The organism is Planococcus sp. TJ-201, assembly GCF_058268495.1.
On the sequence record NZ_JBZDOG010000001.1, the window covers coordinates 1052639 to 1070257 of the forward strand.

Annotated in this window: 15 protein-coding genes; 3 read left to right on the top strand and 12 right to left on the bottom strand. The window is 46.7% G+C overall.

Features of this window, described 5'->3' with window-relative positions; genetic code table 11:
- Positions 1 to 9: 9 nt before the first annotated feature.
- Complete coding sequence (locus AC4EG4_RS05325) at positions 10 to 759, top strand: amino acid ABC transporter ATP-binding protein (RefSeq protein WP_490987122.1); 750 nt, start codon at positions 10 to 12, stop codon at positions 757 to 759.
- Positions 760 to 797: 38 nt separating this feature from the next.
- Here AC4EG4_RS05325 and AC4EG4_RS05330 read toward each other — a convergent pair whose 3' ends face one another.
- The gene (locus AC4EG4_RS05330; protein WP_490987123.1) at positions 798 to 1913 is read right to left on the bottom strand and encodes a mandelate racemase/muconate lactonizing enzyme family protein; all 1116 of its coding nucleotides are present in this window, start codon (positions 1911 to 1913) and stop codon (positions 798 to 800) included.
- Between the two features lie 99 nt (positions 1914 to 2012).
- Here AC4EG4_RS05330 and AC4EG4_RS05335 point away from each other — a divergent pair, with 99 nt between their 5' ends.
- A complete protein-coding gene (locus AC4EG4_RS05335) occupies positions 2013 to 3218 on the top strand; it encodes a M20 metallopeptidase family protein (protein ID WP_490987124.1) in 1206 nt (401 codons plus the stop codon).
- A gap of 118 nt (positions 3219 to 3336) precedes the next feature.
- Here AC4EG4_RS05335 and AC4EG4_RS05340 read toward each other — a convergent pair whose 3' ends face one another.
- The 9 genes from AC4EG4_RS05340 to AC4EG4_RS05380 form a co-directional block, all read right to left on the bottom strand.
- The gene (locus AC4EG4_RS05340; RefSeq protein ID WP_490987125.1) at positions 3337 to 4527 is read right to left on the bottom strand and encodes a glycine C-acetyltransferase; all 1191 of its coding nucleotides are present in this window, start codon (positions 4525 to 4527) and stop codon (positions 3337 to 3339) included.
- A 92-nt stretch (positions 4528 to 4619) separates the two neighbouring features.
- The gene (locus AC4EG4_RS05345) at positions 4620 to 6740 is read right to left on the bottom strand and encodes a peptidase M6 (RefSeq protein ID WP_490987126.1); all 2121 of its coding nucleotides are present in this window, start codon (positions 6738 to 6740) and stop codon (positions 4620 to 4622) included.
- Between the two features lie 206 nt (positions 6741 to 6946).
- A complete protein-coding gene (locus tag AC4EG4_RS05350; RefSeq protein ID WP_490987127.1) occupies positions 6947 to 8080 on the bottom strand; it encodes a bifunctional cystathionine gamma-lyase/homocysteine desulfhydrase in 1134 nt (377 codons plus the stop codon).
- Positions 8077 to 9012 carry a PLP-dependent cysteine synthase family protein gene (locus tag AC4EG4_RS05355; RefSeq protein ID WP_490977333.1) on the bottom strand — a complete coding sequence of 312 codons (936 nt, stop codon included), beginning with the start codon at positions 9010 to 9012 and terminating at the stop codon, positions 8077 to 8079. Before AC4EG4_RS05355 ends, AC4EG4_RS05350 begins: the two co-directional genes overlap by 4 nt.
- A gap of 11 nt (positions 9013 to 9023) precedes the next feature.
- The gene (locus tag AC4EG4_RS05360) at positions 9024 to 9497 is read right to left on the bottom strand and encodes an S-ribosylhomocysteine lyase (protein WP_490977332.1); all 474 of its coding nucleotides are present in this window, start codon (positions 9495 to 9497) and stop codon (positions 9024 to 9026) included.
- Positions 9498 to 9509: 12 nt separating this feature from the next.
- Entirely contained in the window at positions 9510 to 10145 is a 636-nt protein-coding gene (locus AC4EG4_RS05365) for a class I SAM-dependent DNA methyltransferase (protein ID WP_490987128.1), read from the bottom strand.
- A 180-nt stretch (positions 10146 to 10325) separates the two neighbouring features.
- Positions 10326 to 10967 carry a YczE/YyaS/YitT family protein gene (locus tag AC4EG4_RS05370; protein ID WP_490977330.1) on the bottom strand — a complete coding sequence of 214 codons (642 nt, stop codon included), beginning with the start codon at positions 10965 to 10967 and terminating at the stop codon, positions 10326 to 10328.
- Between the two features lie 66 nt (positions 10968 to 11033).
- Positions 11034 to 11525 (bottom strand): Cys-tRNA(Pro) deacylase, encoded by a 492-nt coding sequence (ybaK, locus tag AC4EG4_RS05375; protein ID WP_490977329.1) that lies wholly within the window; start codon positions 11523 to 11525, stop codon positions 11034 to 11036.
- A 46-nt stretch (positions 11526 to 11571) separates the two neighbouring features.
- Positions 11572 to 13731 (bottom strand): DNA topoisomerase III, encoded by a 2160-nt coding sequence (locus tag AC4EG4_RS05380; protein ID WP_490987129.1) that lies wholly within the window; start codon positions 13729 to 13731, stop codon positions 11572 to 11574.
- 255 nt (positions 13732 to 13986) lie between these two features.
- Here AC4EG4_RS05380 and AC4EG4_RS05385 point away from each other — a divergent pair, with 255 nt between their 5' ends.
- On the top strand, positions 13987 to 14925 hold the full coding sequence (locus AC4EG4_RS05385) for a nuclease-related domain-containing protein (RefSeq protein WP_490987130.1): 939 nt from the start codon (positions 13987 to 13989) through the stop codon (positions 14923 to 14925).
- A 139-nt stretch (positions 14926 to 15064) separates the two neighbouring features.
- Here AC4EG4_RS05385 and AC4EG4_RS05390 read toward each other — a convergent pair whose 3' ends face one another.
- Both AC4EG4_RS05390 and AC4EG4_RS05395 read right to left on the bottom strand, forming a co-directional pair.
- Positions 15065 to 15628, bottom strand: a complete 564-nt coding sequence (locus tag AC4EG4_RS05390) for an NADPH-dependent FMN reductase (protein WP_490977326.1) — start codon at positions 15626 to 15628, stop codon at positions 15065 to 15067.
- A 143-nt stretch (positions 15629 to 15771) separates the two neighbouring features.
- Positions 15772 to 17595 carry a cation:proton antiporter gene (locus tag AC4EG4_RS05395; protein WP_490987131.1) on the bottom strand — a complete coding sequence of 608 codons (1824 nt, stop codon included), beginning with the start codon at positions 17593 to 17595 and terminating at the stop codon, positions 15772 to 15774.
- Positions 17596 to 17619: the final 24 nt, after the last annotated feature.

Genomic DNA, 17619 nt, shown 5'->3' on the forward strand with positions numbered 1-17619 from the left:
GAGTCCAATATGATTTCAATCAAAAATTTGCATAAGAAGTTCGGAGATCTTGAAGTGTTGAAAGGCATTGATGCAGACGTCCAAAAAGGTCAGGCTATTGTCGTGATCGGACCCTCCGGTTCTGGCAAGACGACATTCTTGCGCTGCCTCAATACACTGGAAACACCAACTTCCGGATCCGTGACGATTGATGAACAAACGGTCGACTTTTCTAAATCGTTGTCGAAAAAACAGATTATGGCTTTTCGTAAACAGTCGGCAATGGTTTTTCAACATTACAACTTGTTTCCTCACATGACGGCGCTTGAAAACGTCATGGAAGGTCCCATCACAGTCCAAAAACAAGATAAAAAGCTGGCCAGAAAAAAAGCTGAGCAGTTGCTGACGAAAGTCGGACTCGGCGAAAAAATCAATGAGTACCCATTTCAGCTGAGCGGCGGCCAGCAGCAGCGCGTTGGCATTGCCCGTGCGCTGGCACTGGAACCGAAAGTTATGCTGTTCGATGAACCGACGTCTGCGCTCGATCCTGAGTTGGTTGGCGAAGTGCTGCAGGTTATGAAAGACTTGGCTGCCGAAGGCATGACGATGGTTGTGGTGACCCATGAAATGCGTTTTGCCAAAGGCGTGGCAGACGAAGTGCTGTTTATGGACGAAGGACGCATTATCGAACGCGGCAAACCGGAAGACATTTTCAATCACCCGAAAGAAGAACGAACACAACGTTTCTTGAATTTGATTCAGGAAACAGATATCATATAAAAAACTCGCGGCCCATGGGGTCTGCGAGTTTTTTATTATTATAGTTGACTGCTCCACTGTTGAACGGTCAACTTTTCCAGTTGCGCTTGATCCACTTCTACACCAAGGCCCGGTTTGCCAGACAACAATACATAAGGATGTTGATAGTTTAAGTCACCAATTTCTTCGCTGAAAAGCAGCGGACCGGTTAATTCTGTGCTTTCGATATTGATGCGTGACATCGCTACGTGGTAGCCTGCAGCTGAACCGATGGATGATTCCACCATGGAGCCGACTTGGCACTGAATGCCTGCTGCCTCAGCAGCTTTGGCCATTTGTGTGGCGTGGAAAATACCGGCGCATTTCATTAGCTTAATGTTAATAACATCGGCCGCCTGCAGCCGGATGATTTCCAGCAAGTCGTCCATCGATTGGATGCTTTCATCAGCCATTATGGGAACAGCTGTTTTTGCACGGACCTCCGCCAGTCCACGGATATCTCCCATGCGAATTGGCTGTTCAATCCAGGCAATATTAGCCCCTTCCAGCTGTTTGATCGCAGCTACGGCAATGCCCGGCGTTTTCCATCCTTGATTGACATCCACACGTATCGGCATGTCTCTGCCAACTGCTTTGCGAACCGCTAAAATCCGGTCCACATCTTCCTGCGCTTGCCCTTTCCCTACTTTCAGCTTTAAGGAAGCATAGCCCAGTTCTACAGCACTTTTTGCTTTCGCTGCCATAATTTCAGGCGCTTCGATGCTGAGAACCCGTGGATAATCCAAGTCCGCTGTTGCCTGCCCTCCAATTAAATTGTAGACTGGCTGGCCCACCGCTTTGCCCATCAAGTCGTAGCAAGCGATATCCACAGCGGCTTTAGCAGCTGAGTTGCCTGACATCAAGCCCTGCATGTTTGAATGGATGGCTTCAATGTCAAAGGGACTCATTCCAATCACGGCGGGCAAGAACAATTCCTTCAGTATTTCAAATGCTGATGCAAAATATTCTCCTGTCACATGTTCATCCGGTACCGCTTCCCCGTAGCCGATTAAGCCCGAATCCGTTTCCAGCACAACAATTAATGCCGGCATATCCGGGTAAGTTGCATAAGATATAATGAATGGCTCTTTAAGAGGGAACCTGACTGCATGCAATGACGCTTTTGTGATTTTCATTTGACAGCCTCCAATGGATTTAACTTCCTGTATACTTCTACTATAGTGAAATTTGGGACTGATTGATATTATATTTTATAGCCAAAGGAGTTTTAAGAGATGACAATAACCCAGCACATTGAATCGCTATACGAGGAAATGGTGAACACAAGAAGGCATTTGCATAGACATCCCGAGCTATCGCATCAAGAAGTGGCCACTCCGGCATTTATTGCAGATCGACTGGAAGAAATGGGCGTGGACGTTCGACGAGGAGTTGGCGGACGCGGTATCGTCGGGACGATCCGCGGCGGCAAGCCCGGCAAGACAATCGCGTTCCGTGCGGATTTTGATGCTCTGCCAATTCATGATCAAAAAGATGTCCCTTATAAATCCACTGTTGCTGGTGTTATGCACGCTTGTGGACATGATGGCCATACTGCTGCGTTGCTGGGCTTTGCGAAAGCCATGATGGCTATTCAGGACGAATTGCCAGGCACTGTTGTGCTCATCCATCAATTCGGGGAAGAAGTGTCTCCCGGCGGTGCGCGTGCCATGATTGAGGACGGTTGCCTGGATGGTGTCGATGCTGTGTACGGTGCGCATCTGCAAAGCAAATTGGACAGCGGCCGCATTTATTTGCGTGATGGTTTTTTGCAAGCTTCCGAAGATACCGTTAAAATTGTCGTTCACGGCTCCGGAGCTCACGGCGCAGAGCCGCATAACGGCGTCGATCCGATTTTGGCCGCCTCCCATATCATGATCGCGCTGCAATCGATTGTCAGCCGCAATGCCGATCCGTTAAAAGAATTGGTCGTCTCAATCGGCAAGTTCCATGCGGGCGACGCCGACAACGTTATTCCCGGAAAGGCTGTCCTTGAAGGCACGATCCGCGTGTTTGATCCCGAACTTCGCAAACTTGCCAGCCAGCGCCTGCGGACGATTGTGGAGAATGTCGCCATCGCGATGGGCGCCACGGCTGAAGTATTTATTGAAAATGGCTATGATGCGCTCTGGAACCATCCGGCTGAAGCAAATCTGATCCGCAGTGCAGGACGCGGCTTGCTGGGTGAAGAAGATGTTGTGGAGATCGATCCGGTCATGCCGGTTGAGGATTTCACTTATTTTACACAGGCAAAACCCGGTGCTTACTTTTTTGTCGGCGCGAAAATGGAAAACAGTGGTGACGTTTATCCACATCATCATGAAAACTTCGATTTTAATGAAACCGCGATGCTGGTGACGGCGAAAATGTTCGCTGCGATTTACTTTGAAGCGCAAGGAATGGCTGTGGAAAGTATTCCTGTCGTTTTGGACAGTATTTGACGGAGTTTGGAAAGTATTCTTCCTTGTTTGGAAAGTATATTGCCCAAATCGGCATGTATAGGTTATATTTGGAAATAAAAACACGCCGGGCATATGCGCCTGGCGTGTTTTTTGTCTATTAATTGATGACGCCTAATTCTTTGCCGACTTTTTCGTACGTCGCAATGGCTTCATCGAGCATTTCTTTCGTGTGGGCAGCTGTTGGCATGTTGCGGACGCGTCCAGTGCCTTTTGGAACAGTTGGGAAGACGATTGATTTGGCATAGACGCCTTCTTCGAACAAGCGCTTCGAAAATTCCTGCGTCAGCTTTTCGTCGCCGATGATGCAAGGCGTGATTGGCGTTTCTGAATGGCCGATATCGAAGCCTAATGCATCCAAGCCTTTTTTCAAGTAATCGCCGTTGTCCCACAGCTTATCGTGGAGTTCTGTAGAATCGATGATCATTTGAACCGCTGCTGTGATGGCTGCAACATCTCCCGGAGTTACCGCTGTTGAGAATAAGAAAGGACGCGAACGAACTTTCAGCCAATCGATAAGATTTTTCTTGCCGGCTACATAACCGCCGACAACACCGACTGCTTTAGACAAAGTTCCCATTTGCATGTCGATCTCTTTTTCAAGGCCGAAATGCTTCACGGTGCCTTTCCCTTTTCCAGTAACACCTGATCCGTGTGCATCATCCACATACGTAATCAAGTCGAACTCTTTGGCAATTTCTACGATTTCTGGAAGCTTGGCAATATCGCCATCCATCGAAAAGACACCGTCTGTGATGACCATGACTTTCTTGTAAAGGCCTGATTCTGTCGCTTCTTTTGCTTTCAGGCGCAAGTCTTCCATATCGGAATGTTTAAAGGCGATAATTTTCGCTTTTGATAAGCGGCAGCCATCAATGATGGATGCGTGGTTTAATTGATCGGATAAAATCGCATCGTTCTTGTCCATGACAGCTGAAATGGCCGCCATGTTACAGTTGAATCCGGATTGGTATGAAATCGCTGCTTCTGTGCCTTTAAACTCCGCCAATTTTTCTTCCAACTTCACGTGCAAATCAAGCGTACCGTTGATTGTCCGGACCGCACCTGCACCAACTCCATATTTATCGATGGCATCTTTTGCCACTTGCTTTAAATCTTCATTGGTTGCTAGACCCAAGTAGTTGTTTGAAGATAAATTAATCAACTCTTTGCCGCGAACTTTAATGATTGGGCCATTTGGTCCTTCAACTGGATCAATTTCATTGTAAAGACCTTGTTCTTTTAGTTCTGTTAAGTTCTCATCTAAAAATGCATCTAGTTTTTTTGACAATGTCCTCTTCCTTTCAAAACGAAATTCTCTAATCATCTTAACATACAGCCATTTTTTCCAAAAGAAAAAGCGGACCGAGGTCCGCTTTTGGTTTATTTTTTACCTTTGCCTTTGCCTTTGTTATTGCCTTTTTCTTTGCTCGGCTTGTCTTTCTTGTAAATCACTTCGTACGTAAATTCTTTCGCTTCTTTTTGTCCTTCTTCTGCAGCATAAGAAGTGATCATCTTAACATTGCCCTCACGAAGAACTTGCTTAAGGTCCAAGGCCTGTTTTTCCGTTACATTATATGGATCCACGTGGAAGACCCGTTCCTTGCCATTTTTCATCGTTTGGATAAAGGTTGTGGTGAAGTTGACATAGTCGCCTTTCAATTGGCCCAATGACTGGAAACCATCCGTTGATGTTCCAGCGGCTGAGAAATCACCCAATTGAACGTTCTTGATGAACCATCCTGTATCGTTATAGCCCCAGTCGGTCAAGTTCCGGAATGATACCAATACATCCTGCCCAGCATACGCTGAAAGATCGAATGTTTCAGTAGTCCAATCCAGTTTATGGCCTGTGAAACCTGGTACGTTTTCTTTGATTGTTGGGTGACCTTCTTCAACAACATCATTGCGCGTGTTTTCATTTTCGAGAGAAGTCCATGTTTCGCCATTGTCAGTAGAAACCTGAACTACAGCATAATCCCAGCCTTCTTCGATATCGTAATAATGGTCAAACGCAAGCACTGGGTTATCCGTTGGAACCGTTGCTCCAAAGATTAATGCCTGGTCTGCTTCGTCTCCGTTGTTTGCGTGCAATACTTGTTCAGAAGCATCCAATGGATTTGCAGCAGTCTCCCATTGCAGTGGAAGGAAATCAACGCCGTCAAATTCCAAACCGCGAACATCTTTTCCAAAGTTAAACTCTTTAAAGTCTCCACCCCATGCTGGAACGCCTTCTTTTTCAAAAGTCTTCGCCTTTTCAAAGTCTACTGTTTTGCCTCTTACTTCGCCGGCAGTGCCAACTGGCAGGCTGCGCAGGTCGATGCTGTCGATATTGTAATCGCTGCTGACTTTTGAGTTATCCAGAGTCAAAGCCGTCATGAAGTTTTGATAAACTTCCGTGAACGTTTTATTGGTTCCGTAGTCCTGCAACACTTTGTTGACGCTCGCCATCCCTTGAGTGTCGCCATCTGTCGCTAGCTCACGGATAAATTCCTGTCCAAACTTGTCATACATATACAAAGTGAACAAGTAGACCTGGCCATAGTCCGCAATTGTTTCAGGTCCCGTTGCTGCAGTTCCATGCTCATCCCAGTTGACAAGAGAGTTTTCCGGATGATCCAAATAGAAGTTGATGGATCCTTCACCATGGCCATAACCACCCAGGTATTCAGAGAATGTGGACATCCCTTCATTCAACCAGGTTTCTTCAGAACCGTCGTTATCGGCTTGGATCAAATGCTGCAATTCATGGATTGTCGTGGCAAAAAACGTGTCTTCAAGACGTGTTTCCCATGTATTTGTATCAATTGTGATGATGTTGCGGTCTGTGTAATTTTCAAGTGTCTGCCAGAAAAAGCCAGCTACAAAGAACGGATAGCTTGGGTTGTTCCAACCTTCATCCTGCACATTATCGACTAGCATGATAACTTTATCGGATCCTTCGTAATAGCCTTCAGGAAGGCCGACCATTTCAGGAAGCGGCGAACCGGTGCCATCCAATACGTCTGGTGTTCCAAAGAAATCCGTCGCAACTGGATAAATATTGCTATCGAATTCAGCCTTTAATTTGTCTACTTGCGCCTGTGTCACCACATCAGCTGGTTTCGGATTATCCGGCCCATATGCCAAGTCTTTGGCTACCCAGATTTCGACATTCTCTCCGACACTGCGCAGTGTAAATTCTTTAAAAGCTAAATTGCGGTCCAAGAACATTTTAGTGCCGCCATCGTATGTAAATGGATCGTCGGCTTGTGCATCAGTCGTTCCGTTAGCCACTTCATCAGCTTGCGCTTTAATCTTTTTATCCGCTTCTTTTTGGAAGTTTGGATCTTGCGTCAAATCATTTAAGCTTTGATCGATATCGATCCGATCCCCGTATCGTTCACTGTTCCAGTCATTCGCTGTTGGCGTTGCCTCGATTGGTGCCGCTGCTGCTGCTGGTGCGAGTAAAGACAAAGTTAACGCACTAGCCGATAAAATCGACACCCATTTGCTGTTCTTCATATTGCATCCCCTTCCGAACTGTCAGAATATTGTTTCTTTGGAAATCTTACCATGACTGAATAGTCTGAAGAATAGGGAAGAAGATATATTTCGAGTCACGAAATTACAGGCGGTAAGCGGTATATTTCCGGCTGACTCATAGTCAAAAAGGTTTGGGAAAGGAATGGAGAAAAAGAAAAAACCGCCTAGAATAGGCGGTTAGTCACTTATTTTAACGCATTTTCCAGATCTTCGATCAAATCTTCAACATCTTCGATTCCGACAGATATCCGGACAAGCCCTTCGACAATGCCAAGCTCGCCGCGGCGTTCGATTGGAATCGAGGCGTGTGTCATTTGTGCCGGCACGGAAATCAGACTTTCAACAGCACCCAAGCTCTCAGCTAACGTGAAGTATTTCAGCTTGGCCAATAGTTCGCCAGCTTTTTCCTTGCTGCCTACATCAAATGAAATCATGCCGCCAAAGCCAGTTGCCTGCTTCCGCATTAATTCACGTCCCGGATGGCTTGCTAGTCCCGGATAAATCACCTTGCCAACCGCTTGATGCGCTTCCAGAAACTCAGCAATTTTCTGTGCATTGGAGTTGGCTTCTTCCATGCGCAACCCTAAAGTTTTCAGCCCGCGAATCAATAGCCATGAATCTTGCGGCCCCAAAATAGCACCGATTGAATTTTGAACAAAATGGACTTGTTCGGCTAATTCTGCTGAATTCACAACGACCAGTCCAGCGACAACATCACTGTGTCCGCCGATGTATTTTGTCGCACTGTGCAGCACAATATCAGCACCCAACGCAATCGGGTTCTGCAAATAAGGTGTCATAAACGTGTTATCGACAATTGTCAGCAAGCCTTTCGATTTCGCAAAGGCTGCGACTGCTTCGATATCCGTTACTTTCAATAGTGGGTTAGTTGGCGTTTCAATGAAAATGGCTTTCGTGTTTTCTTTGACTGCCGCTTCCACTTCCGCTAAATTCCCAGTATCGACAAATGTGAATTCCAAACCAAAACGGTTCAACACTTTGTTGATCACACGGTAAGTTCCTCCGTAGACATCATCTGTCAGAACCACATGGTCTCCCGCTGAAAACATCATCATCACTGATGAAATGGCAGCCATTCCTGATCCAAATGCAAAGCCGGCATGGCCGAATTCTACATCCGCAATCAATTCCTCGAGTGCGTGGCGGGTTGGATTGCCCGTCCGTGAATATTCATAGCCTTTAAACTTGCCGACCGCTTCCTGCTTGTACGTACTGACCTGATAAATTGGTGTGGATACGGCGCCTGTTGCTTCATCTCCAACGATGCCGCCGTGGATTAATCTTGTTTTCGGTTTCATTGCTGATCCTCCTCAAAACTTCTGCCATAAATATTTTGGCTCATATAACGTTCGCTGGAATCAGCGAATACAGTGACGATATGGCTGCCCGGTTTTGCAACTTGTGCTTCCCGCAGAGCCGCCACAAAAGCCGCGCCAGAAGAACTTCCGACTAATAAACCTTCGTTTTTTGCCAACTCGCGAACCGCCATAAATGCTTCTTTATCCAGAATGGTATGAATGGCTTCAAAATAACGTTCTTCCATATAATCTGGCAAAAACTCCATGCCGATGCCTTCTGTCAAATGCGGCCCTGATGGCCCACCGTTTAAAATTGATCCTTCCGGTTCCACGATGACTGTTTTAATGGCTTCATTACGGGATTTTAAGTAACGTGAGGTGCCCATGAAAGTGCCGCCAGATCCGGCTCCTGCAATAAAGACATCAATATTGCCTTCCAGCGCTTCCCAAACTTCCGGCCCCAATGTGCGGACGTAAGTCTCCGGATTAGCGGGATTGGAAAATTGAGAAGGAGAAAATGCCCCTTCTGCTTCCACCATTTCTTTGGCTTTGGCAATGGCGCCTTTGATGCCTTTTTCGGTCGGCGTATTGATAACTTCCGCTCCCAGTGCACGCATCAACCCTTGTTTTTCCTGGCTGAATTTTTCTGGCACGACAAATTTCACGTGGTAGCCTTTGCCGATTGCGGCGATGGCAAGCCCGATGCCGGTATTGCCGGCTGTCGGCTCAATCATCGTCCCGCCCGGTTGGAGCAACCCGCGCTGTTCTGCATCTTCTATCAGTGAAACGCCTAAACGGTCTTTAACGCTGCCGCCCGGATTAAAATACTCAAGCTTGGCAAAAATACGGCAGCCGTTTGGAATTTCGCTGTGCGTTAATTCCAACAGCGGCGTATTGCCGATCAACTGCTGAATTTCAGTAGCATACTTCATCGATATTCTCCTTAGATCGCTTCATCTGCGAAGACTTGGCGCCATTGGTCTTTTTTCGCCAGCATTTCACGCGCTAATTCTTTTGCGCCTTCTAGGCTATGGCTAGCAGCCCAACCACATTGTACTTCGTTGCAAGCTGGTACTTCGTCTGCTTCGATGACGTCTTCCAATGTGTTTTCCAAAATGCGAAGAACGTCCTCATAATCGTCGTGGTTGATGACAGACAAGTAGAAGCCTGTTTGACAGCCCATCGGTCCAATGTCGACAATGTCCTCTGAGTGGTTGCGGCTATGCTCGGCCATCATGTGCTCAAGCGAATGAAGCCCTGGCATATCCATATGTTCTTTGTTGGGCTGCTTGAAACGAATATCGTATTTGCGGATCGTATCGCCTTTAGCTCCGGTTTTTTCCCCTGCTAAACGCACATACGGTGCCACTACTTTTGTGTGATCCAAGTTAAAGCTTTCAACATTCATTTTTTTCATCCAAATCGCTCCTCATTTTTTAGTTGCGTTGATCAGAAATACGTAATTGTTCATCTTCGACAATTCTATCGCAAATCCTGCATCCATGGCCAGCTTTTCCATGACAGGAACCGTTGTGTAATATTCACGATTCAAGTCCTCTACTAGATTAGCATGACCTCTTGTTTGCTCAAATGCAATGATTTCCTTTTTAGCACTTTCTGAAGCAAATAAAGTATCTGCAAAAACCACTTTGCCGCCTGCCGGCAATTGCTCTGCGTATATTTGGAAAGCTTGTGCTTTTTCCGCGTCCGTCAAGTGATGGAATGCGTATGAGCTGACAAAGCTTTTCGGTTGGATGTCCGCTTGAAATTCCAAAAAATCACCGTCAACGAGCGTCAAGTCCGCTATCTTTTCTGCCGTTACTTTCCGCATGGCTTCATTTGGCTCAACGCCAACCACTTCAAGGTCTCTAGCCAAAAGTTTTTCGGTCAAATTGCCGGTTCCCACACCAAACTCCACAACCGGTTCAATTGCTTCATCGGCCACTGCCTGAAGAATCTCATCATATTTTACGAATACATCTCTGTATTCCGCGTCTTTTCCACTGACTGAATCGTCATACGTATGAACCCATTCATCAAATATTTCTACGAACTCTCGTCCCATAAAAAATCCCCTTTTCATTCATATTCAATAAAACCAATAGAGTTACTCGGCTTTATTTATATCATATCAGAATCGAGGTTTCAACTATAAGCGATTGAGTTGTGAATCCACACACTTCAGGCTTTAAGCGATCGCTTCAACTAGATAATAGAAAAACAATTTCCAATTGAAGCTGAGCTATTAAATTTTGAGAATCGGTGGAACTTCTTCTTTTTTGCCGATCAGCGTCACCAGCAAGTTTTCAAATTGCGGCAAGGAAACTTGCACAATTCTGCCAGTCAACAAAGCAACAGCGATGGTTCCGACGCCAACAGGTCCTCCGAGCAGCCAGCCGAGCAAAGCCACGCCCACTTCGATGCTTGCGCGGACGACACTGATGCTGAGCCCTGTTTTGTTGACGAGCAGCATCATCAGGCTATCCCGCGGCCCCGCGCCAATTTTGGGCGACACATAAAGCCCTACGCCATAGCCCGAAACCACAATACCAGCCGATAAAATCAAGATTTGTCCAACCAGCGTTTGAATATCTGGTATAAGGAAATTAAAAATATCTATAAAGATGCCGACCAGCAGCATATTCAAAAAGGTGCCGACCTGTGGTACTTTACGGGTGAAGATAGCAGTGATCGCAATCAGCGCAAACCCGGCAATGACAGACCAAGTACCGATCGTCAAACCGAAGTTCAAATACAGTCCGACATGCAGCACATCCCATGGACCAATGCCGAGTTTGCTCCCTTTGATAGTCATCGTAAACCCGAGAGCCAGCACAACCAATCCGACAATAAAAAATAACCAGCGATAAAACAACGAACGCTTCATCCAAATCCTTCTTTCTTCTATTGTGATATGAAAAATCCATCCATTCAATGTGAATGGATGGAAGCCTTATTGACTCGGTGCCGTCAATTCAGCAAATTGGCCATTTGTTACAGCGGCCAGCTTATCTGGAGCCAGTTTCAGCTGCATGCCGATTTTGCCGGCAGAAACAATCAGTTCAGGCAATTGCTCCGCTTCAGCCGAAACAAAAGTCGGAAACGGTTTTTTCATTCCGACAGGCGAACAGCCTCCTCGGATGTATCCGGTCAATGATAAAATATCCTTGACCGGCGCCATTTCGATTTTCTTTTCGCCTGCCGCTTTCGCTGCTTTTTTTAGATCCAACTCTTCTGCCACCGGAATGACGAAAACATAAGCTTGCTTCGACGCACCGATTGCCACTAGTGTTTTGTAGACAAGTTCGGCAGAAAATCCAATTTTCGCTGCAACGGAAACGCCATCCACTTTGCCGTCTTCTGTGCTGTAATGGAGCAGTTCATAAGGAACGTTCTCTTTGTCGAGCATGCGTGCTGCATTGGTCTTTGCAATTTTCTTAGCCATGGCGAATTCTCCTTGCTTCGAAGTTCTTTCCCCACAGCATACCACCCTATTCGCTTTGGCCCAATAACTTTTTCAGTGCATCAGCCATTGCGGTATTTTGCGGCGCTTCGTCTTGCTGATTCAAGTATTTATTGACGTCTTTTTTGTTAGCTTTTGACTGGCCGGATTTTTTGCGTTTTTCAAAGGCCGACAGCTTTTCACGATGTCCGCATTTGCAGACGAAAATCTTGCCGTCTCCCTCGCCTTGCATCTCCAGCTTTTTGTGGCAGTTCGGACAGCGTGCGTTGGTCTGCATCGCCACCTGCTTTTTGTAACCGCAGTCGCGGTCCTGACAGACGTTCATCTTGCCGCGTTTGCCGTTGACTTCAAGAAGCGGTTTGCCGCAATCCGGGCACATTTTGCCAGTAATGTTATCATGCTTGAATTTCTTGTCACTCTTTTTGATGTCCGACACCGATTTTTCGGCGAAGGCGATCATTTCTTTTATGAATTCTTCTTTTTTCAATTGACCTTTGGCAATTTTGGTTAATTGCTGTTCCCAGTCAGCTGTCAGCTTCGGCGACTTCAAGTCTTCTGGAACAAGCTCCAGCAGCTGGCGGCCTTTTGAGGTAATCGTCAAGTCCTTGCCTTTTTTCTCTATCAGGAACGTATTGAACAATTTGTCGATAACGTCCGCACGGGTCGCAACAGTTCCGAGCCCGCCCGTCTCACCGAGTGTCTGGATCAGTTCTTTGGATTCGCCGCTCATGAACTGCGCCGGATTTTCCATGGCACCCAGCAGCGTTCCTTCGTTGAAAAAAGCAGGCGGCTTGGTTTTGCCATCCGTCAGCGCGATGCCTTTGATCGTTAACTTTTGCCCATTTTCAAACGGCGCCAGCGTCGTATCGTTGTCGTCGTCGTCATCTTTGTAAATCCGTTTCCAGCCTTCGTTGCGGATTGTATTGCCTTTTGCCTGGAATGTTTCCCCGCCGGCTGTCAATTTGACAGTCGTCTGGTCGTATTCATACTGCGGATAAAATACCGCAAGAAACCGCCTGACGATCATATCGTACAATTTGATTTCTTTGTCAGACAAGTCGTGCAGCGGCGGCGTTTCTTCCGTCGGAATGATGGCGTGGTGATCGGAAACTTTGGCGTCATCGATCACGCCTTTTTGCGGTGCCACGGGATTTTTCAGAATCATCGCGGCCAGGCTGCGGTAAGGTCCCATCTGGACAGCTTTGACGCGGTCTTTCAAGGTATCGCGCATGTCGCTCGTCAAATGCTTCGAATCGGTACGCGGATACGTCACAATTTTATAGCGTTCGTACAAGTTCTGCAGTGTGTTGAGCGTTTCTTTCGCCGACCAGCTATAACGCTTGTAGGCTTCTTTTTGCAGTTCGGTCAAGTCGAATAAAGGCGGTGCCGGCTGCCGTTTCGGCGTAATTTTGATGTCCGTTACCGTACCTTCATGCGTATTTTGGAGTTTGGTAAAAAGGTTGTCGACTTTTTCCTTGTCGAAGGATTGCGTCGAATTGCCGTCTGTCCAAGTGAAAGCAGCTTTGTCTGTAATTGCCTGCATGCCGTAGTACGGCTTCGGCTGGAAATTGCGGATTTGTTGTTCGCGTTCGGCAATCATTGCCAGTGTCGGCGTCTGCACGCGGCCCGTCGACAATTGCGCATTGTATTTGACGGTTAGCGCACGAGTCGCATTGATGCCGACAACCCAATCCGCTTCCGCACGTGCGACAGCTGCTGCGTAGAGGTTCTCATACGCGCGGCCGTCCTTCAGGTTATGGAAGCCGTCTTTGATGGCTTTGTCAGTAACGGAAGAGATCCACAGCCGCTTCACTGGCTTGCGCGTATTCGTTTTTTCCAGGATCCAGCGCGCCACCAGTTCGCCTTCGCGCCCGGCGTCTGTCGCGATGATCACTTCGTTGACATCGCCGCGCTGCAACAGCGACTTGACGGCATTAAATTGTTTCATTGATTGCTTGATTGGCACGAGCTTGAACGGCTTTGGAATGATCGGCAGCGTATCCATTTTCCATTCCTTGAAGTCGTTGTCGTACTGCTCCGGCTGCGCATGCGTCACCAAGTGGCCAAGCGCCCACGTGACGATATACTGCTTGCCTTCTAAATACCCGTTGCCTTTTTGTTCGCATCCAAGAACGCGCGCAATATCACGCGCCACGGATGGCTTTTCTGCTAAAACGATTGATTTCATTCGGATTCACCCTCATTTCTGATGTGGTTATTGTAACATTTTCTGATTTTAAAAGAAAAAGATGCGTCAGAATCGTATTTGTTGCTCAATGGAATGCATTTGCGCACCTATGGATCGTATTTCAGAGCTAATGGAACGTATTTCATTCCCAATGGATCATAAAATCATCTTCTCCAAATTCAAATTAAAATATTCTTGATTTCATTCACCGACAAGGCTATATTAATTTCAACTCTCTCGAAAGGAATGATGTTTTTGCAATTGATTGAACGCCGACGTCCCAGTATTCTCATCTACCTGGAAGCACTGCTTGCCCGTACCCCTTCCTATCATCCAGCCTATTCGGATATTAAAGAAAAAGTCCGGACTTGGACTGCTGGGTATGCAGGAGAAGTTTGGTTTGACCGAATGTGGCTTGACTATACGAACAATGAAATTTTCAACGTGATTCCTGATTATGTCACTCACTCTCATCAAATGGATGCCATCTGCGTCTTCTCCAAATTTATTGCCATCATTGAAATTAAAAATATCGGCGGCGTCATTGAACTGGACGGAACGACCCGTCAATTTACCCGTACATTGCACGCTGAATCCATAGGCATGAGAAATCCGGACGATCAGCTGTACCGCCATGAAAAAAAGATTCGGCAACTGACAAATTATAAAATACCTGTTATTGGCATCGTTGTATTTACCAATCCCTCCAGCATCCTTAAACTCAAAGCTGTAGAACGACGAGTTATCCACCTCTCCGGATTACCATTTGTATTAGATCAACTGATTGAACAGTACAGTACTTATCCTTCATTTGATGTTCCTCAACTATGTGATCTTCTACTGTCTCATCAATGTCCTCCCACGCCCTATCAGCACGAACCTGCAAACTATCCTTTACAAACTGGTGTTTTTTGTTCTGTCTGTTCTTTTTCAAAAATGGTTTATTCCCGCGATTTTTGGCGTTGCCTGAATTGCAGCAACAAGCAACAGGATGCCCATTTATTGGCATTGCAGGATTATCGTCTGTTGGTAGGAAGCACGATATCCAATCAGGAATTCCGAAGATTTACGGAGATGGAATCACGATCTAACGCTGTGAAAATCTTAAAGCGCTGCGGTTTCAAAACCATTGGCACTCATAGAAGCCTCAGATATTTGATTCCAGAAATGGACTTGCGGAATAAAACCAAATAGGCAATGGAATCATATTTATGACTCAATGGATCGTAAATGCGCTGCAACGGATCGTATTTCCAGGCTAGCGGAACATATTTTAACCACAACGGATCATAAACCAAAAAAAACCTCCCATAAAGGGAGGTTTCTCAATCAATTATGGATTATCCAGCGTTTCTTTCGACAAATGCGTACTCATCTCAGCGTACTGCACGAAAACACGCGCCAGTTCGCGGAGGCGGTTGTGGACGTCTTCGTTGACGATGGTGTTGGTGTCGTCGAAATGGCTGGTGTGTGTGTAGACATAATTTGGCGTCACCAGGCAGCGGAAGTAATCGAGAATCGGCTTGAGCTGGTTTTCGATGACTAAATGATGCTGATACGTGCCGCCGTTTGCTACGATCGATACCGGCTTGTAGCGCATCGTGCGCGGGTGCAGCATATCAAATGTATTTTTCAAGACACCCGGAATCGATCCTTGGAAGATTGGCGATGCAATGATGTAGCCGTCTGCTTCTTCAAAGCGGCGAACGATTTCTTGCATGCTGTCATTGTATTCGCCGAGCGGACGGCCATCAACAAACTGATGGTCATAATCGGCCAGCTTTAACATCGTTAGTTCCATATCGGGAGCGAATTCCTGGATATACGTTTGTACCTGTTCCAGTATGGCACCAGTCTTGCGCCCCAGAATCGTTCCGTCTACTAATAAAATCTTCATAATCCTATGTCCTCCTCAAAATGCGTGGAATATCAGTTGGTTAATTATGTGCAAATCCGCATCATTGCAGACAATGCGTTTGGTTTCATCATAACAAACCCTGTTTCATAATACGCACCGAAATAGCTTAGAGGCAGAAGATTTCATTCTTTAGTCTGAGTAGCGATTTTGACGCGGTTGTTTTCCAGGCGTTCTTGAGCTCGATCCGACTGGCGGACGGGTGACGTGAAGCTGACAATCGAGTCTCCCGGCTTCGGTTCGAGTTTATTGCTGTCAGCGAAGAATTCAATCTTGCCTTGTGGCCGTTGAACAAAGAGCGGAATGGTGTCATCCGTCCATTTTTCCAGAAAATCTTCATAGCTAAACTGCTCTGTCAATTGTGTTTTGCGCATTGTGTAGCCTTGTTCTGCTTTCATCTCCAGCTCATGGATATTCCATTTATCGCCGAACAAGGTGCGGCCGCTTAACGAAGAATGGAAATCTGCTGGGTCACCATCGTGGATCGCTGTCTGGTAAAGATTCGAACGTCCCATTTCCGGAACAAAATTATTGACGACTAATGCGTTATAAGAATCCGTTTCAGTCGCAACAATCATCGTTTCGTATGCCGTCATTTCTACCTCATAATCGGTATGTTCAGACAAAATTTCTCCAGCGTAAGTCGTTAAACCTACTTGGCGTGCCCCTTGCAAACTGCCCCAGGAAGGATCGACAATCATCACATTTTTATTAAGGTCGGCCAATACTTCACCCAGCTTGGTTGCAAACCGGCTGGCTCCCACAATAATAATGCCCGGCTCTTCTGCAGTCGCAAGGCCCAGCTTCCTGCCCAGCCAGCCAATCGTGAAGCCGTGGGCAACAACCGTAGAAAAGACCAGCGCAAAAGTTAGAGCCGTCAGCAGTTCCGCGTCAGGAAAGCCGGCATCGAGCAGCACTCCGGAGAAATAACCAGAGACTGTCAGTGCCACAATGCCGCGCGGCGCAATCCAGCCAACCAGCGTTTTTTCCTGATTTGTCAGGTCGGTGCCGATTGTCGACAGCCAAATTGATAGCGGCCGGACAATAAACAGCGTTGCCAAGACAAATGAAATGATTTGCCAATTGAAGATTTCAATTAATACGTCGAGGCTTAAAGAAGCGGTCAGCATCACAAAAATACCGGAGATCAAAAGAACTGAAATATTTTCTTTGAAATGCCGCATGTCGTTGATTGAGGCGATGTTCATATTGGCCATGATCATCCCCATGGCTGTGACTGCCAGCAGGCCGGTTTCGTGCATGACCATATCCGACACTACAAAAGTCAGCAGGACCACCCCAAAAACCATTGGTGCTTTTAGAAATTCGGGCACTTGCCCTTTTTCAAACATCATTCCCATCAAACCGCCAGCCCCGGCACCAAGCGCCACTGCAAATAAAGACGCCAGGAAAAACAAGCCAAACGCTGAAGCTGTTTCATCACCGATGGCAAACAGCACAAACTGGAATGCAAACAAAGCAAGCAGCGCACCAAATGGATCCACTACAATGCCTTCCCATTTCAAAATCGCGGCTGGACGTGTTTTTAACTTTGCTTGCCGAAGCAGCGGCAAGATCACGGTTGGCCCGGTCACGATAAAGAGCCCCCCGATGACAAATGCCACTGCCCACGATAGCCCTGCGATGTAATGGGCTGCCAAAGATCCGACTATCCAGGCGATAAACGCACCAAGCGTCACAATTCGCAAAATCGGTTTGCCAAAAGTACGAATTTCTTTAAAGTTCAAATTCAAGCTGCCTTCAAAAAGGATAATGGCGACTGCCAATGAAATAAATGGGTTGAACAACTCACCAAAACTTTCAGCGGGATCAATGATGCCGAAAATCGGACCAACCAGCAGTCCGGCAATGGACATCAGGACGATTGCAGGAAGCCGAAGACGCCATGCGATCCATTGAGAGAGCACTCCCAGAAAAATAATGAGCATTAAGTCGAATAATAAAGTATCAAT

Coding starts and splice junctions, on each gene's coding strand:
- AC4EG4_RS05355 (WP_490977333.1), bottom strand. CDS start 9,012: ATGAAGTATGCTACTGAAATTCAGCAGTTGATCGGCAATACGCCGCTG.
- AC4EG4_RS05360 (WP_490977332.1), bottom strand. CDS start 9,497: ATGAAAAAAATGAATGTTGAAAGCTTTAACTTGGATCACACAAAAGTA.
- AC4EG4_RS05365 (WP_490987128.1), bottom strand. CDS start 10,145: ATGGGACGAGAGTTCGTAGAAATATTTGATGAATGGGTTCATACGTAT.
- AC4EG4_RS05335 (WP_490987124.1), top strand. CDS start 2,013: ATGACAATAACCCAGCACATTGAATCGCTATACGAGGAAATGGTGAAC.
- AC4EG4_RS05345 (WP_490987126.1), bottom strand. CDS start 6,740: ATGAAGAACAGCAAATGGGTGTCGATTTTATCGGCTAGTGCGTTAACT.
- AC4EG4_RS05350 (WP_490987127.1), bottom strand. CDS start 8,080: ATGAAACCGAAAACAAGATTAATCCACGGCGGCATCGTTGGAGATGAA.
- AC4EG4_RS05330 (WP_490987123.1), bottom strand. CDS start 1,913: ATGAAAATCACAAAAGCGTCATTGCATGCAGTCAGGTTCCCTCTTAAA.
- ybaK (WP_490977329.1), bottom strand. CDS start 11,525: ATGGCTAAGAAAATTGCAAAGACCAATGCAGCACGCATGCTCGACAAA.
- AC4EG4_RS05370 (WP_490977330.1), bottom strand. CDS start 10,967: ATGAAGCGTTCGTTGTTTTATCGCTGGTTATTTTTTATTGTCGGATTG.
- AC4EG4_RS05390 (WP_490977326.1), bottom strand. CDS start 15,628: ATGAAGATTTTATTAGTAGACGGAACGATTCTGGGGCGCAAGACTGGT.
- AC4EG4_RS05380 (WP_490987129.1), bottom strand. CDS start 13,731: ATGAAATCAATCGTTTTAGCAGAAAAGCCATCCGTGGCGCGTGATATT.
- AC4EG4_RS05395 (WP_490987131.1), bottom strand. CDS start 17,595: ATGCTCATTATTTTTCTGGGAGTGCTCTCTCAATGGATCGCATGGCGT.
- AC4EG4_RS05325 (WP_490987122.1), top strand. CDS start 10: ATGATTTCAATCAAAAATTTGCATAAGAAGTTCGGAGATCTTGAAGTG.